This window comes from Vibrio sp. B1Z05, assembly GCF_052955985.1.
The window spans coordinates 2,180,680-2,196,106 of sequence record NZ_CP130463.1 but is presented as its reverse complement, the minus strand read 5'-3'; the positions used below and the strand labels follow the sequence as shown (position 1 = coordinate 2,196,106).

Annotated in this window: 15 protein-coding genes; 13 read left to right on the top strand and 2 right to left on the bottom strand. The window is 43.3% G+C overall.

Annotated features, from left to right (window positions below):
- Nucleotides 1-40: 40 nt before the first annotated feature.
- The 6 genes from QV280_RS09980 (at nucleotide 41) to focA (ending at nucleotide 6,645) form a co-directional block, all read left to right on the top strand.
- Complete coding sequence (locus QV280_RS09980; RefSeq protein ID WP_023403788.1) at nucleotides 41-562, top strand: DUF2058 domain-containing protein; 522 nt, start codon at nucleotides 41-43, stop codon at nucleotides 560-562.
- 279 nt (nucleotides 563-841) lie between these two features.
- On the top strand, nucleotides 842-1,987 hold the full coding sequence (locus QV280_RS09975; RefSeq protein ID WP_152819509.1) for an ABC transporter substrate-binding protein: 1,146 nt from the start codon (nucleotides 842-844) through the stop codon (nucleotides 1,985-1,987).
- A 6-nt stretch (nucleotides 1,988-1,993) separates the two neighbouring features.
- The gene (locus QV280_RS09970; RefSeq protein ID WP_152819510.1) at nucleotides 1,994-3,688 is read left to right on the top strand and encodes an ABC transporter permease; all 1,695 of its coding nucleotides are present in this window, start codon (nucleotides 1,994-1,996) and stop codon (nucleotides 3,686-3,688) included.
- Nucleotides 3,685-4,335: an ATP-binding cassette domain-containing protein gene (locus QV280_RS09965; RefSeq protein WP_152819511.1), complete on the top strand. Its 651-nt coding sequence runs from the start codon at nucleotides 3,685-3,687 to the stop codon at nucleotides 4,333-4,335. The genes QV280_RS09970 and QV280_RS09965 overlap by 4 nt, the downstream gene beginning before the upstream one ends.
- On the top strand, nucleotides 4,325-4,936 hold the full coding sequence (locus QV280_RS09960; protein WP_152819512.1) for a CDP-alcohol phosphatidyltransferase family protein: 612 nt from the start codon (nucleotides 4,325-4,327) through the stop codon (nucleotides 4,934-4,936). Before QV280_RS09965 ends, QV280_RS09960 begins: the two co-directional genes overlap by 11 nt.
- Nucleotides 4,937-5,169: 233 nt before the next feature.
- On the top strand, nucleotides 5,170-6,645 hold the full coding sequence (gene focA, locus QV280_RS09955) for a formate transporter FocA (protein WP_152819513.1): 1,476 nt from the start codon (nucleotides 5,170-5,172) through the stop codon (nucleotides 6,643-6,645).
- Between the two features lie 63 nt (nucleotides 6,646-6,708).
- Here the strand turns inward: focA and QV280_RS09950 are convergent, their stop codons facing one another.
- A complete protein-coding gene (locus QV280_RS09950) occupies nucleotides 6,709-7,638 on the bottom strand; it encodes a LysR family transcriptional regulator (RefSeq protein ID WP_023403794.1) in 930 nt (309 codons plus the stop codon).
- A gap of 232 nt (nucleotides 7,639-7,870) precedes the next feature.
- On the opposite strand from QV280_RS09950, the gene QV280_RS09945 reads away from it, so the two are divergent.
- From QV280_RS09945 to QV280_RS09915, 7 genes are all read left to right on the top strand, one after another.
- Nucleotides 7,871-8,206, top strand: coding sequence for an ArsR/SmtB family transcription factor (locus QV280_RS09945; protein ID WP_152819514.1), 336 nt, complete (start codon nucleotides 7,871-7,873; stop codon nucleotides 8,204-8,206).
- A 137-nt stretch (nucleotides 8,207-8,343) separates the two neighbouring features.
- Nucleotides 8,344-9,405 carry an ACR3 family arsenite efflux transporter gene (arsB, locus tag QV280_RS09940; RefSeq protein ID WP_152819515.1) on the top strand — a complete coding sequence of 354 codons (1,062 nt, stop codon included), beginning with the start codon at nucleotides 8,344-8,346 and terminating at the stop codon, nucleotides 9,403-9,405.
- Between the two features lie 343 nt (nucleotides 9,406-9,748).
- A complete protein-coding gene (locus QV280_RS09935; RefSeq protein ID WP_023403797.1) occupies nucleotides 9,749-10,222 on the top strand; it encodes a hypothetical protein in 474 nt (157 codons plus the stop codon).
- 39 nt (nucleotides 10,223-10,261) lie between these two features.
- Nucleotides 10,262-11,188: a tripartite tricarboxylate transporter substrate binding protein gene (locus QV280_RS09930; RefSeq protein ID WP_023403798.1), complete on the top strand. Its 927-nt coding sequence runs from the start codon at nucleotides 10,262-10,264 to the stop codon at nucleotides 11,186-11,188.
- 78 nt (nucleotides 11,189-11,266) lie between these two features.
- Nucleotides 11,267-11,713 (top strand): tripartite tricarboxylate transporter TctB family protein, encoded by a 447-nt coding sequence (locus QV280_RS09925; RefSeq protein ID WP_152819516.1) that lies wholly within the window; start codon nucleotides 11,267-11,269, stop codon nucleotides 11,711-11,713.
- A gap of 9 nt (nucleotides 11,714-11,722) precedes the next feature.
- Nucleotides 11,723-13,216 carry a tripartite tricarboxylate transporter permease gene (locus tag QV280_RS09920; RefSeq protein ID WP_023403800.1) on the top strand — a complete coding sequence of 498 codons (1,494 nt, stop codon included), beginning with the start codon at nucleotides 11,723-11,725 and terminating at the stop codon, nucleotides 13,214-13,216.
- A gap of 195 nt (nucleotides 13,217-13,411) precedes the next feature.
- Nucleotides 13,412-14,470 carry a polysaccharide lyase family 7 protein gene (locus QV280_RS09915; RefSeq protein WP_152819517.1) on the top strand — a complete coding sequence of 353 codons (1,059 nt, stop codon included), beginning with the start codon at nucleotides 13,412-13,414 and terminating at the stop codon, nucleotides 14,468-14,470.
- Between the two features lie 198 nt (nucleotides 14,471-14,668).
- Here the strand turns inward: QV280_RS09915 and QV280_RS09910 are convergent, their stop codons facing one another.
- Nucleotides 14,669-15,421 (bottom strand): SDR family NAD(P)-dependent oxidoreductase, encoded by a 753-nt coding sequence (locus QV280_RS09910; protein WP_152819518.1) that lies wholly within the window; start codon nucleotides 15,419-15,421, stop codon nucleotides 14,669-14,671.
- Nucleotides 15,422-15,427: the final 6 nt, after the last annotated feature.

The following is a 15,427-nucleotide window of genomic DNA, read 5'->3' as shown; positions in this document are numbered from 1 at the left end:
TAAACGCAATTAGATTAATCGGTAAATAGAAGTATTAGAAATGGCAAAACTGACCCTTCAAGAACAAATGCTAAAAGCTGGCTTAGTGAATGAGAAAAAGCTAAAGAAAGCCAAGAAAGGCGCTAAGAAGTCTCGCGTACAGTCACGAGAAGCAAAGGCCGCTGCAGAAGAAAACCGTTTAGCTCAACAAGAGCGTGACAAAAAGATCAACCAAGAGCGTGAACAGCAACGTTTGGCTAAAGAGCTAAAAGCGCAAGTTAAACAGTTGATTGATATGAACCGCATCGATACCTCAAAAGGTGAGATCAAGTACAACTTTACTGACGGTACTTTAGTAAAATCTTTGTACGTTGAGGAGTTAAATCGCACTCAGCTTATTAAAGGTATTTTGAGCATTGCTCGTGACGGCGAAAGCTATGCGGTGATCCCAACGGTTGTGGCAGAAAAAATCGCTACCCGAGTGCCTGAAGCGATTGTTGAAACCATCAAGCCTGAAGAAGAAACGCCAGATGAAGATGATCCGTACAAAGACTTCGTCGTACCAGATGATTTAATGTGGTAATTGATTTTATATCATCAGTAATTGGGTAGCGTAATGCTGCCCATTTTTATATCAAACTCACAAATGCTATGTCTAACTCACAAATAGGGCATTTTTCTATGCACTATTGATCACAGACGGACTGTGATTGATATTATTTGACCACTTAGACGGGATTAGGGAAAGAAAATCTGTCTGTGTAAGGTCTAGTGAATATATCTAAGAGATAAATCGGTATTTACTTACGTATTACCTGTCATCGTTAAAGGCTTGAGCCAAGGAAACTAACGGAAAATCATTATGAATAAATTACTCACGGCAATGCTTACGTTATGTGCAACGTTTGGGGTGGGTGCGAAAACACTTGATTGGAATAGCATAGAGAAAACCGCGCAAGGACAAACCGTCTACTTCCATGCATGGGGAGGTAGTCAGGAAATTAACCGCTATATTCAGTGGGCTAATAAACAGCTTCAGCAGCGCTATGCTGTGACGTTAAAGCACGTTAAAGTCTCTGATATTGCGGAAAGTACCCCTCGTCTTATTGCGGAAAAAGCCGTAGCAAAGAGTGAAGGTGGCAGTATTGATCTGGTGTGGATCAATGGTGAAAACTTCAAATCAATGAAAGAGAACCAACTGTTGTTTGGCCCTTTCACTGAAAATTTGCCAAACTGGAAATACGTCGACAAAACTTTGCCAGTGACTGTGGACTTTTCTGAACCTACCGAGGGCTTAGAAGCGCCGTGGGGAGTAGGGCAACTGGTGTTCATTTACGATCAAAAGCAATTGAGCACTCCACCAACGTCATTTGCACAAATGCTAACATATGCCAAAGCGCATCCAAATCGCTTAAGTTACCCAAAGCCTCCTGAGTTTCATGGTTCGAGCTTTTTAAAAGCGTTATTAATTGAGCTTTCAGACAATGATGCCGCGCTATCTAAACCTGTCACCGATAAAGAATTTGCAAGATTAAGCCCATTACTATGGAACTACCTCGATGAGTTCCACCCTTTAGCATGGCGCAGTGGTAAGCAATTCCCAGCTGGCACAGCTGAAATGATCCGTTTATTAGATGATGGACAGCTAGACGTTGCGCTGACCTTTAATCCTAATGCGGTCTATTCTGCGCAAGCGGCAGGTAATCTTGAACCTAGCACTAAGCCTTACGCGATGAGCCGTGGCGCTTTGTCTAATATTCACTTTTTAGCCATACCTTGGAACGCCTCTGCTACAGAAGGTGCTTTGGTGGCGATTAACTTTTTATTAAGCCCTGAAGCGCAATCACGCAAAGGGGATTTGGATGTATGGGGCGACCCATCAGTGTTAGAGCGTCAATACTTACAAGGCAGCGCGCAAAACTCCGAGAAATTTGACTCTATTGATGAGCCTCACCCAAGTTGGCAAGTGATGCTAGAAAAAGAGTGGCTTAAACGCTACGGGCAATGATCTAATATGCTTCGATTTTTTTACGCATTAGTTGTAGTGGTATGCGTATTGCCCACAGTGCCGGGCATGCTGGGTGTCGTCTCATCGTCACTCAGCTATATTCCTCCTTTAGGTATGAGCTCCGTTTCTTTAACCGGTTTTGAGCAGGTTTTTGCGTGGAACGGTGTTTGGCGCTCCATTGCTTTGACTTTATTTTCTGCCATTGTGAGCAGCTATCTTGCCTGCTTGATTAGCTTTGCAGTGCTACAGCGCTGTTGGAACACGCGCTGGTGGCAAAAAATAGAGCTATCGTTATCGCCATTGCTGTCTATTCCGCATGTGGCGTTTGCGATTGGTTTTGCTTTTTTGTTTGATCCTACAGGTCTAGGGGTACGTTTGGTACATAGCCTATTTGGGCATGACTTAAACCAAGCGTCGGCGCATGAATTAGCGCTGTTAATTCATGACCCTTATGCTCTGGGGCTGGTCATTATGCTGGCCTTTAAAGAAGTGCCTTTTCTGCTGTTAATGAGTATTCCGGTGTTAAAGCAATTAAATATCGAAAAGACTGAGAAAATCAGCGCATCGATGGGCTATAACCGCACTCAGATGTGGTGGAAAACCTTATTTGTACAATGGTTGGTTAAGCTGCGCTTTCCTATGTTAGCAGTATTAGCTTATAGCTTGTCGGTGGTGGATGTGGCTTTGATTGTAGGGCCAACCAATCCGCCTACGTTTGCGGTATTAGTATGGCAGTGGTTTAACGACCCAGATCTATCACTACTGCCTAGAGCATCGGCAGGGGCCATCGTGCTATTTATGCTTGCCTCTTTGATTATTGTGTTTGCCAGAGTAGTGGAGTGGAGTATCTGCAAGTGGGCCAGAGCGTGGCAAGTCTCTGGCAGGCAAGGTGCATCACTGCCAGGCAAGAGTTTGTTTACCTCTATGCTTTTGTTAACGGGGATTATGTTGCCGCTGATGATGCTGTGGAGTGTTGCGCACCGCTGGCGTTTTCCTGATCTTTTACCTAGTCGTTATTCCCTTAGATTTTGGGAGTACGAATGGTCGGGCATTATCAGCACCATACAACAAAGCCTAAGTTTAGCCTTGGTTTCCGGCTCGATTGCGGTGCTGCTGGCGCTTATCGCTCATGAATATCGAATTCGATATCGCTGGCAAATCCCGGGCTACATTATTGCGATACCTATGCTGATTCCACAGCTTTCGGTGTTATTTGGTTTGCAGGTAAGCACCTTATTTATTGATGGTGATCATCATTGGTTGTGGGTCTGTTGGGCACATCTGTTTTTTGCTTTTCCTTTTGTCTATTTGTCATTAGATGGCCCTTGGCGCAGTTATAACGAGGCCATGACCAGAGTGGCATTGAGTCTTGGTAAAACGCCGCTGAGTGTTTTTATGACTGTGAAACTGCCGCTTCTGCTGCCTGCCATTTTATTTGCTTGGGCGGTGGCCATCAGTGTCAGCTTATCTCAATATCTGCCTACGCTGGTATTAGGGGCAGGGCGAATTTCTACTTTAACCACCGAAGCGGTGGCGTTATCCAGTGGCTTTGATCGTCGCGTGACCGGTATATACGGGTTATGGCAAGCATTGTTACCACTGATTTTTTTCTTTATCGCCATATTGGGCAGTCGACTTCACAATCGATGTTTACGCCCACCGATCGCGTTGCAGCAAAATAAAGGGGCTTTGATCAAATGAGTCTGTGTCTTAAAAATCTTACCGTACATAAATCTGATGGCAGTACGTTATTCACTAAGTTGAATATGGGTATTCATGCTGGTGAAGTGGTTTCGTTAATGGGGCCAAGTGGATGTGGAAAGTCTACTTTGTTGGATATTATTGCGGGGCATTTATCTTCTGAGTTCACCTATCAAGGTGAAGTGCTGTTAAACCAGCGCCGCTTAGACTCTATTGCAGCACATAAGCGTAAGGTCGGGATCTTATTTCAAGATGATCTGTTATTTCCGCACTTAAATATCTGGGAAAACCTAGCGTTTGCTTTACCTAATTCAGTGAAAGGCGTGCAAAGAAAGCAGCAAGCCATTGGCGCGTTGCAGCAAATCTCGTTGAGTCAACTGGCCGATTCGTACCCAGAGCAAATTTCTGGCGGACAAAGGGCGAGAGTGAGCCTGACCCGAATGTTGCTAGCGAAGCCTGAGGTAGCATTATTGGATGAGCCATTCAGTAAACTTGATAAGCAACTTCGTGCACAGTTTCGCGATTGGGTATTTGAACAATTAAAGCGCGCTAACATCCCTGCATTAATGGTGACCCATGATGAACAAGACATTCCGAGTAATAGCGTGACACTGAATTGGCCATGGGAGAGTTCTCATGCTGGATAGTTATAGTATTAAGGTGATCAAATGGCCTTTAACTCAAGGGGCTAAGTTTGTTAATCATTTTGGGGTGACAGCGAATCAAATCACCGTCTTTGGCTTTGTATTAGGCTGTTTGGCATTGCCTATGCTGGCACTAGAGCAATACAAGATTGCGTTGCTATTTATTGTGCTAAATCGCATTTGTGATGGCTTAGATGGTGCATTGGCTAGAATACAAGGTATTACGGACGCCGGTGGCTTTTTAGATATCAGTTTAGATTTTTTGTTTTACTCCTTAGTGCCGTTTGGTTTTGTACTCGCTAACTCTGATATCAATGGTATTGCGGGTGCTTTTTTGATCTTCTCTTTTATTGGCACTGGGAGCAGTTTCTTAGCGTTTGCGGTTATGGCGGGCAAACGCGGCATTGATAATCCAGTTTATAAGCATAAATCTTTGTATTACATGAGTGGGTTAACTGAAGGCACGGAAACCATTGCCTGCTTTATCGTCATGTGTTTATTCCCTGAGTATTTTGCTGAGTTGGCTTTTGTATTTGGCAGTCTGTGTTGGTTTACTACTGCAACTCGTATTTATTCTGGTTTCCATACTTTGCAAGACTCTTAATCTGCTGGGTTACTGAGTTTAAAAACCGTAATCCAGCACTCTTTCTATTTTGTGATACTGCACGCTTGTGCAACCTTGCGCACTCCATCAGTTTTCCTAACACTGATCTTCAAAACTACTAGATATTATTTCCACTTCGACTCTCTTAATCTGAATGGGCTTTCACGAAAAGCACTCAATTAAACGGGTGATGTTATTCACCTAGTTATTTACCTACAGAGAAGGAGGAAACTATGCCGATAAAACGCCCATTCCCAGAATTGGTTGATGTCAGCTCGTCAGTGACGAAGCCGAGTCTAACCATGCAAGCTGCGGACTATGGGCACAAAAAAGTACTTAAACCTTTTAAGCAGTCATTTGTATTAGCGGTATTTGCCGGTGCGTTTATCGCATTAGCCTTTGTCTTCTACATTACAGTGACCACGGGCTCTTATAACAATGGTTGGGGCTTAACCCGCTTTATCGGTGGTGTGGCTTTTAGTCTTGGTTTAATGCTGGTGGTTGTCTGCGGTGGGGAGCTCTTTACTAGCACAGTGTTGAGTTCTGTCGCTTGGGCACAAAAAAGGGTCACTACAAAGCAGTTATTGCTCTGCTGGGCTCGTGTTTATGCGGGGAACTTTGTGGGCGCTATGCTCACCCTTACCTTCATTATGATGGCAAAGATGCACATCCTTGATCATGGTAATTGGGGGTTGAATGCACTGAGCATTGCCACTCATAAGCTAGAGCACTCTTGGTGGCAAGCATTCTCGTTAGGGGTCATGTGTAACCTATTGGTATGCCTTGGTATTTGGATGAGCTTTAGTAGCAAGGAGAGTGCAGGCAAGGCGTTTTTGGTGCTGCTTCCTGTTGCTATGTTTGTGAGCTCAGGCTTTGAACACAGCATTGCCAATATGTTTATGGTGCCACTAGGAATTGCGATTAAGGCAACCGCGGATACGCAACTGCTCAACGCAGCACTAACAGCCGGGATTCATCTAGAGCTGTTAACGATAAAACAATTTATTACTGCAAATCTAATCCCAGTCACTCTGGGGAACATTTTCGGGGGAGCGGCTCTGGTTGGGCTAGCTTATTGGAGCATAGAGCCAAAACAAAGCTCAACTGCGTCAATTTATCCGATAAAAAACACAGACATCAATTTTTCATCTTTAAATTCATTGGAGCATGCCATGTTAGAACAAATGAAACGTTTACGAGTTGCTGATCTAGCCTCTGACAACCAGATCACTTTCGCAGAAGACTTAAACTGCCAAGTTGCACTAAAGCTATTAATCGATAACGAGCAAGCAGGAGCCGCAGTATTAAGTGCAGATCATCAAGTGCAGGGATTCATTTCACAGCAAGATCTACTTCGAGGAATGTGGGGACAAGATTTTGACCCAGAGATAGAAATGCCGGTTAAAGACTACATGCAATCACCTGTTTGCACCCTGACGCCAGAGCAAAGCATTCTTTCTGCTCTTGAGCCGATGATTGTCGATCAAGATGTGCTTTACCCTGTTAACCAAGGAGGTTTCTACATGGGCGGAGAAGTACTGTCATTTAAAGAGCGTTTAGCAAAAGCGGCAAGTAAAATGCCAAGTGCTTATCCGGTAGTCTTTAATGGTCAGTATGTTGGGCTGCTTAATCGTGATGCGATTGCGCAGTGGGTGGCAAATTACAATCAGCCACAAACGCAACAAAAGAAGGATCTGTCAGTCGCTTAATTCTGAGCGATGACATTAGGGCCTGTGACGCCCTATCTAAAAAAGCACAACTAAGTTTTTAGGTCACGCAGGGGTCCAATCTTTGCGTGGCTTGAAAGATTTACCTTTAGTTAATCTTCTCGCCTCAGAAAGTAAACACTCCCTTAGTGGTGACTCACCACTGTCATTACGCCAAATAAAAGAGATTTCTCGCTGCATGTTCAATTGCGGCGTCGGCAGTACTACCAATTGATTATTTTCCAGCTCAGGTAAAATATCCAGATAAGGCACGCAGCCTAAATAGCTGCCATTGGCTACTAGCGATTTAATGACCCGAATACTCTCATACTCTTTCCATACTTTTATGTTGTCGATATAGCCATGTATCGCACCATCAAAAATACGGCGAGTGCCAGCTCCCGGCTCTCTTAATATCCATTTTGCTTGCTCTAGCTGTGCCAGAGTCACTTGCTTGTATTGTGCGAAGGGGTGATTAGGCGATGATACAATCACCAAGTCATCATCTAGCCAGTGCTCTTGTTGCAGACGACTATCGGTATTGCGACCTTCAATGATACCCAAATCACAATCGTAGTTGAGCAGTGATTCTATGACGTTCTCAGTATTCTCAATGTTCAATTTTATGCGCATTTCTGGGAAGTCGTTATCAATTTTACTGATGAGTGAGGGCACTAAATGTTTAGCCGCTGTCTGGCTTGAACATAGGCTTAACGTACCACTGATCAGGTGTTGGTCATGCAGGCCAAATTCAATTTGTTGTGCTTCTTGTAATAAGTGCTTGGCTCTAGGTCGTAACCAATGTCCCCAATGGCTGAGCACTAAACGATTGCCTTGGCGGTTGAATAAAGGGCGATCAAGCACCGATTCCAATTGAGAGAGAGACATGCTCACTGCAGACTGTGTCATAGACAGTTTTTTAGCCGCAATACTCACGCTTTCATAACTTGCTACGGCATCAAATACCGCAATTTGCTTTAAAGAAAATTTAAACATGCAACCCCCATTATTGAAAACTAAGTATCAATTTTACTGATGTTTAGATTTTGCGCTACTTGAAAGGTTAGTTCAATATTTATTCTATTGATATCAAAGGTTAAGTGTAACCACTTGCATATTTTTAGAGATTACTCATGAAAGAGAAGCAAAATTCACTTAGAGTAAGTGTTGTGGTTTTTTTGATTAGTTTGTATATTAATCGCCATTCGACGATAAGTAAGAGATAAGCATGACAGATTGCCAAGTAAAAAAATGCCAAGCACCAAGCATCTCTATCGAGGATGAGAAGCAAGAGCAGGAGTTGGCAACACTGGCAAAAGCGATATCGCATCCAGCGCGAATTAGAATTTTAAGAGTACTTCTAGAGTTAGAACTGCAAGGCGGATGTTTGAATGGTGTTTTAGTCGGGCAACTTGGTTTGGCGCAATCTACTGTATCTGAGCATTTGCGTATATTACGTCAAGCAGGGTTGGTGCGCAGTGAACCTCAACCTCCTAAGGTCTGTTACCGCATCGAAATGCCCGCAATGCAAAGAATACAGCATTTACTTGATAGTTTATTTTAACCAGTAGAACAGCGGATCTATTTTACTTTATAGAGATAGACTACACTTAATTCAATCGTTATTCGACGATTGACGAACGCAAATTAACAAACGTAAGTTAACGAATAGCAATTCATAAACACAGAGAGTGATCGGTTATGAGCAAAGAAATAGCGGGTGCAACACCCAAGCTAGGTTTTTTAGACAGATATCTAACCCTATGGATATTTTTAGCTATGGCTGTTGGCGTAGCGATTGGCGCGTTATTTCCTCAAGTAGCGGAAATTAATGAAAGTATGTCTATCGGCAGTACCAATGTTCTATTGGCAATTGGTTTGATTTTAATGATGTACCCACCGTTAGCTAAAGTGGACTACAGTCTGCTTGGTAAAGTCACGCAAGATAAGACGGCGATTAAACTGTCATTGATCATGAACTGGTTAGTTGGTCCTATCTTAATGTTTGCTTTAGCGCTGATATTTTTAGGTGATCACCCTGGTTACATGGTCGGTATTATCCTGATTGGTTTAGCCCGTTGTATTGCAATGGTATTGGTGTGGAACGACATCGGTGGCGGAAACAAAGAATATGGCGCGGCTTTGGTTGCATTAAATAGTGCATTCCAAATCGTCACTTACAGTTTCATGGCATGGCTCTTTATCACAGTGTTACCTCCGGTATTTGGTTACACTGGAATGATAGTGAATATCTCTATGGCTGATATCGCACAAAGCGTGTTCATCTATCTGGGTATTCCATTTTTAGCTGGCTTCTTAGGGCGTAAAATCCTTATTTCGACTAAGGGTGAGCAGTGGTACAACGATGTGTACATTCCTCGCATTTCGCCGATTACTCTTATTGCATTATTGGCCACAATTGTTCTCATGTTTAGCCTTAAAGGTGAGATGATTCTTGAACTGCCTATGCATGTGGTTCGTATTGCAATCCCTTTGACTATTTATTTTGTCACTATGTTTTTTGTTAGCTTTTATGTCGGTAAGCGTCTAGGCATTCCATATGACAAAAATGCCTCAATTGCTTATACCGCAACGGGCAATAACTTTGAATTAGCGATTGCGGTGTCGATTGCCGTGTTTGGTATCAATTCAGATCAAGCATTTGCTGGCGTCATTGGTCCACTGATTGAAGTGCCTGTATTAATTGCATTGGTTAATGTTGCACTGCGTATGAAAGCAAAATATGCAATAAAAATCGCTTAATTGTGAATAGATAAAGCCAGTTATTGACTGGCTTTATCTTTCTTTCATTGTCAATAATTCACTTTAGGCAATGACTTTTCTCTAAAGCCAGAAAAACGTAATCCCTCCAAGTTCAAATACCGCTAATAAATGTCGACTTACTCACACTTTTTACTCTGTGATGAGTGTGAGTAATGTCATATAAAAATGTACATAGTTGCTTAAAAATCCGATCTCTTAGACTCTTTCAGAGCAAGGTGGGTGATCTAGGTAGCATTTGCCTCCGTCGCCAATATCAGCCGATCAAGTCATACAATATAGTTAACTCATCAGTCAGGTTTGTGTCTATTACAGAGGTTAGGCGATGAAAACTCATGCAGAGATAGCAAAAGATGCTATTGAACTAGTAACACCAGCAATTGAACGATTATTTGAACGAACTAATCGTAAAGAGTTGCACATTGTAGTGATGGACCCACGAGTAAAACCTTGGGAATCTTCATTTGAAGAAGCAATTTTAGTTGAGTCTTCACTGGGCAACCCAGAACAGTGGACCATCCCTTTTGATGAGTTTGCTCGCAAAAAAGCAAAACAAGCATGGCGCAACTCCCGCGCTAACATGACTAATCAAACTCTACACACCGCATCACTCAACGAAGATGACTTACTGTTCTATGGCTCTTTTGTCTATGGCGACGTAGTTGTAGGTTGCAGTGGCGTTGAGCAATGGTACGACATGCTAATCAGTGGTTGGATTGCAGTAGCAATAGAGCAGCTGTGCATGGCTGAGTATCAAAATAATAAAATCAATAACCCTACTCAAATTACTCGAAATTAATCAATTTCATATTCAAACATTGAAACAAAAGGAATTATCATGAATAAACTTCTTAAATCACTTCTTGTTGCCGCTGGCATCATGGTATCTGCAACGGCGGTTGCCGCTGATTACCCAAGCAAAAATATTCGTCTAGTTGTTCCTTTTGGAGCGGGTGGCGGTACTGATGCTGTAGGTCGTACTCTTGCGAATTCAGCAAAAGACATTCTTGGTCAGAACATTGCAGTAATGAACCGTACCGGTGGCGCTGGCGCTGTAGGTATGAGCTTCGGCGCTCAGCAACGTCCAGACGGTTACACGCTTACTGTTGTTACGCGTGAAATTGCTTCTCTACCGCAAATGGGCCTAATGCAGCACGATGCGAGTGACTTTAAACTGATTCGTATGGTTAACCTTGATCCTGCGGTAGTGCTAGTTTCTGCGGACAGCCCATACAACACGATTAACGACCTTATTGCAGAAGCAAAGAAAGGCGATGGCGTAGTTAAATTTGCTTCAACAGCAGCTCCAAACTTTTACCTAATGGCTCTAGAAAAAGACCAAGGCATCAAACTAAACGCAATTCCTTACAACGGTGCATCTGAAGCGATTCCTGCGGTACTAGGTAAGCACACTGACGTAACTATGGTTACTCCGGGTGAAGCTATTGCTCAGCTACGTTCAGGCCAACTTAAAGCACTAGGTGTTATGTCTGAAGAGCGCATCGCTTTCTTGCCAGAAGTTCCAACTCTTAAAGAGCAAGGCGTTGATGTAGTAACGGGTACATGGCGTGGTATTGGCGCTCCTAAAAATACGCCAGATGCTGTTATCGAAACTCTAGGTAAAGCATTTGACCAAGCAATGGCATCTCCTGAATTTAAAGAGTTCATGCAAAAAGGTGCGATGACTATCCACAACATGAATGCAGAAGAGTTCACAGCTTTTGTTGAGCAAGACACTAAAAACCTTGGTGCATTGATCAACTAATTCCACTTCTGATTCCACTTGGGAGCTCTGCCTAAGAGCTCCCCATTTCCTTAAAGTCTAGCTTTAACGGGTAGCATTATGATTAATAGAAATGTTGTCTTCCCCTCCCTAATCATTGCCCTAAGCGCAGTTATTTTGGTTTTTATCGGTCAGTTCGCAGAGCCTCGCTTTCAAGATGCGAGTGTCGATGCAAAGTTTTTCCCTACCGCAATTGCGATTGCACAAATTCTTATTTGTATTGCACTTTTGGTGCAGCACAAACTTAAATCTATCGCTGTTGAAAAACAGCCCGCCATTTTCTCTAAAATGGCGATATTTGGCGTGGCATTCTTAATTGGATACGCCTTTTTAATTAGCTTGATTGGCTACCTATTGGCGAGTTTGGTCGCCTTTACCGTATACCTTGTGTTGTTCAAAGTGAAAAAGCCGCTGTATTACGTTGTCGCTTGGGCATTTGTGTTTGGTGTTTATTACTTATTTGGTGAGGTGTTCTACATAGCGCTTCCTGAAGGTCTATTTTATTAAGGAGGCGGTATGATTGAACATTTATTGAATGGCTTACTGACCGCGTTCAGCCCAGCCGTTTTACCTATTCTTATTTTTGGTGTGGTAGGGGGAATTGTACTTGGTGCTTTGCCAGGACTTACCGCGACCATGGGTGTGGCAATCCTATTGCCTTTTACATTTGGTATGGAACCAACCGCTGCACTAGTGATGCTGATCGGCGTGTACATAGGTGGTATATATGGCGGTTCGATAGCGGCCATTTTATTAAAAACGCCGGGTACTCCCGCCTCCGCCGCCACTGTCCTTGATGGACATACCTTAGCGGCCAAAGGACAGGCGGCAAGAGCGTTAAGTATCTCTGCTATCGCCTCTTTTGTCGGCGGACTGATCAGTACCATAGTATTAATCGCGATTGCTCCTTTATTGGCAAACTTTGCGCTGCGCTTTAATGCCCCTGAATACTTTGCGTTGGCGTTATTTGGTTTAACCATCATTGCGAGTGTGTCCGCGCAAAACATTTTGAAAGGACTGCTAGCCGGTACCATTGGTCTGCTTGTCTCAACGGTTGGTCTAGATCCAATCAGTAGTGTGCCTAGATTTACCTTTGGCGTGATGGATCTTTATAGCGGCATCAATGTTATCCCTGTGCTTATTGGTTTATTTGCTTTATCTGAAGCGATCAACCAAATCGAACGAATCCTGAAAGAGAAGCAAGCCAAAGTGGCCAAGTTTGACCACAAACTGCTAAGCAAAAAAGATCTTAAAGAGATGATGCCTACCGCAATTAAAAGTGGCTTGATGGGAACCTCTATTGGCTCTGTTCCCGGCGCCGGCGCGGATATCTCAGCCTTTGTGTGTTACAACGAAGCTAAGCGATCTTCTAAGAATCCAGAAGAATTTGGTAAAGGATCGGTACGCGGTTTGGCAGCAGCAGAAGCGGGCAACAATGGTGTTACGGGCGGTTCGCTAGTGCCTTTGCTTACTTTAGGCGTTCCAGGAGATGCGGTGGCAGCGGTATTGCTTGGTGCATTGATTGTGCAAGGATTAACTCCGGGACCACTGTTGTTTGCACAAAACCCTGAAGTTGTGTACGGCGTATTTAGCTCAATGCTGGTAGCAAATATTGTCATGCTGATCGTAGGTCTTATCGGTATTCGTTTCTTCTGTCGCATTATTGAAGTGCCTAAGATGCTGATGATCCCTATCATCATATTCTTATCTGTTGTGGGTGCTTACGCTATCAACAACTCTATGTTTGATGTAGGCATTGCAATTAGCTTTGGTATTTTAGGTTTTGTTTTAGGTAAGCTAGATATCCCATCGTCGCCTATACTATTAGCGATTATCTTAGGACCAATGGCAGAGACAAACCTACGTAAGGCGTTGTTGATGTACGATAACTCATGGTCCTTCTTATATGAGAGACCAATAGCACTAGCCTTTATCTTGCTAGCGGTGTTCTCGGTGTACTCGACAATGAAGATGAAAAAGAAAAAACAAATGCAGGTTGATACTGATTAAGTGAGCTTTTTATATTTTTGTTGTCGATAACCGAAAAGTAAGATTGTAGATAATTCAGACGCAATTGTTTCAAATCGTGATCTTTGCATCTATATTGTAATACTATATTAATGTATTGTTTTAGCATGTTTATTGCTGGCCACCAGAATTTTCTCGTGGCCAGCTATGCTATAAATAAAAATCTTAGAGGTTAAAATGCATACAAAAAATAAGATTGCTGCTGTTGTTGTTTCAGCGCTTGTCGCTGGCCTAGCAGGTTGTTCTACAGCTTCTTCTCCTGATACTGCATCAGCCACACCGGCTAACCAAGATCCGCAACTTGCGGCTCAATACAACTTGGACGTAACCAAAGCTCCTGCTGAGAACTTTGACCTATCTAAGTTTAAACTAAACCTGCCTATGGATGACGATAAGGCTGAACGCGCTGGCAAAGTAATGGAAATTTACAAGTCAATGCTAAACAATAAAGAGAAGCCTTTCTCTCAAGCGCAGTGGTTCTACACTGACCAAACTACAGGTGCAATGGTGTTCAAAGCTCCTAACAAAGCAATGACAACACCTAACTCTAAGAATGCTCGTAGTGAACTTCGTGCAATGCTATCTGACGATTACTCATCACCTAAGAACAACTTCACTGTTGCATCTACTAAAGATGCAGAAAAATACGGTGCGATTGGCGGTCACATGAGCGCAACTCTTGCGGTTGATTGGGTAAGTACAAGCGGTAACTACAAAAAAGGTGGCGCATTCGCGACCGTTATCGGCCAAATCCACGGTTCTAAAAACGAACCTCTAAAAATCGTATACCGTAAACTACCTGAGCACGAATACGGCTCTGTTTACTGGAACTACGAAACAAACGCTAAAGGTGACGAATATAAATTCCGTCACGACATCAGCACAGACGTATTTGGTCAAAACGGCCTACGTCAAGGTTCTGCAGAACCAGTTGATGGCATCAAACTTGGTGATATCTTCTCTTACGACGTAAACGTTAAAGGTGACATCATGCACCTAACATTTACTAAAAACCCAGGTCAGCCAAACCAAGAAGTTAAAGAGTTTGACGTTAACCTAGCTAAAGGTCACCTAAAAGGCGACAAATACGACCAAGGTTATGCAAATGACTGGATGTACTTTAAAGCAGGTAACTACAACCAATGTAATACTGGTTCAGCAGGTTGTTCAAACAACGGCCTTGAAGCAGGCGATTACGCTCAAGTTAGCTTCTACAAGCTAAACCTAGACCAATAATATTGGTTTAGTGGCGTTATTTAGTAATGCCAACCAAACAAGTCAAGATGTCTGGTGGGGGCTAGCCATCTTGATTAACTGTGAGGGTTAGGGGATTAAGTAAGTTATAGGATTAACGCTTGATTTCCCTCGCGGTTTTTTTCAGAGCTTGCTATATGCAAGCTCTTTTTTTTGCCTGTACTTTTTGTCAGTAAATAACTAATCACGATCAATGGCAAAGGCAGACCAAGCTTGACGCGTTGGCATCACCTCAACTCGGTTTATATTGATGTGATCCGGTAGTGAGGCAATATAGAACATCTGCTCAGCAATATCTTCTGCGCTTAATGGGGTTGTGCTTTGGTATAGATTATCTGAAGCACTTTGATCCCCCTTGGTACGCACTAAAGTAAACTCAGTTTCAGCGATGCCTGGAGATAGGTCAGTAACACGCACGCCCGTTCCTTGCAGGTCACATCTTAGGTTGTAACTGAACTGCTTCACAAAAGCCTTACTAGCGCCGTAAACATGGCTTCCTGGATAAGGCCATTGACCGGCTATTGAGCCAACATTGATAATGCTTGCCCCAGCACCTGTCTTGATGAGAGTAGGCAATAATGCGTGTGTGACATTCACCAATCCCGTAACGTTTGTATCGATCATCGTATGCCAATCGGACAGTTCAACTTCTGCCGCGCCTTGCGGCGCAAGCGCAAGCCCAGCATTATTGAGTAATGCCGTCACAGTTGAAAACTCATCGGGTAACGTATCGACCGCTTGCTTTACCGCCTCAGCATCACGCACATCCAGTTGTATGATATGTACCGGTACGCAGAGCTCTTCTTTTAAATCTAAGAGTCGCTCTAAGCGGCGACCGGACAGCACCAATGACCAACCTTCTTTGGCGAATCGGTGTGCGGCTGCCTTGCCAAAGCCTGAGGTAGCACCTGTGATAAATGCGATCTTTTTCATGCTGAA